The organism is Caballeronia glebae, from assembly GCF_001545035.1.
GTDB lineage: Bacteria > Pseudomonadota > Gammaproteobacteria > Burkholderiales > Burkholderiaceae > Caballeronia > Caballeronia glebae.
Genome location: NZ_FCOJ02000171.1, coordinates 1 through 1,247 on the forward strand (window position 1 = coordinate 1; position 1,247 = coordinate 1,247).

Genomic DNA, 1,247 nt, shown 5'->3' on the forward strand with positions numbered 1-1,247 from the left:
ATCACCGTTCGGCGGAGTGAGCGGCGAATGATCGGGGAGTCGCTTGCGACATCTCGCCAGTGCCTTTGGCCGACCCTGTCATCGCATCTGTTCGCGTTCGGCGGGCCGGTGCTGACTCCTTAGCCGCGGTCTGGTCGTTAGTGTTGAGTGTCCGCAGGGGGTCGATGAAAGACCCTCAAAAATTGCAGGGGTAGGTCGCTCGCCGTTGCCTCGGACCGGATCTCCCGCTTCGAACGTCAGCCTTCCCCGATAGGGTTGCCGGGTCGGCCTGCGCATCGTCCTTTTCGAGGTTTGCTCAGCGTTCACTCGCGTTACGGCCTGCACACTCGCGCTGTCACCTATTTGTGACACGCATTACCAGAGGCTTCAGCCACTTCGTTACCTCCATGACTGCTCCAGTTGCTTCCGGCTGGAGCGGTTGCAGGACGGGGCTTGCACCCGCTGGAAAACGCCGCCTTTTCACGGCGCACACCCACTTCGGACCTTCGGCCGGCGAGACGATAACGGCCGCTTCCAAGTTTAATCGGTCATCCGTACCTTTCGTCCGCGGAGCTGCACCGCGCCAAACCAGCGAGCGAGCTTCCGCAAACGGCGAACAGGCATTTTCGACGCGCCTCCGCCGTTCGGCTAATGGCTCGATGACGGCACGTATTACCAGCCGTAAAAGCGCGGCCAGCTTTCCACGCTGCCGTCAGCGGCGATCGCATGATAGACGGGATGCTGCGCGCCCGTTGCACAGGCGTGATTCGGAAGAAGGCGCAGACGCGTGCCGATGGGAAAGCGCGCCTCGATGTCGTAATCCGGCGTGCCGTTCCGCGAGATGATCCCGTGCTCCTGGTTCGCGCCGCTCATCACATAGTCGCCTACGACCTCGCCGTCTTCGGCGCAGACCAGCCCATAGCCGAAGTCCTGCTTCTGGCGCTGCGTGCCCCGGTCACGGCTCATCGCCATCCAGCCCGCATCGACGATCGCCCAGCCTTTCTTGCGCTGGTGGCCGATCACCGTCGTCAACACGCTCAGCGCGATTTCCGAGGGCTGGTTGACGCCCACGTTGTGCATCACGAGGTCGAGCATTACGTAGACGCCGGCGCGCACTTCGGTCACGCCGTCCAGATGCGTGGCGGCCAGCGCGGTCGGCGTGGAGCCGATACTGACGACGTCGCACGGCACACCCGCTGCGCGGATGCGTTGTGCTGCGCGTACGCTGCGTGAGCGCTCCTGTTCCGCGACGCGAACCAAGCCTTCAT

1 pseudogene is annotated in these 1,247 nt (G+C 63.5%); it reads right to left on the minus strand.

Annotated features, from left to right (window positions below):
- Window positions 1–651 precede the first annotated feature (651 nt).
- Window positions 652–1,247: pseudogene (locus AWB82_RS36655) on the minus strand (DSD1 family PLP-dependent enzyme); the annotation flags it as partial.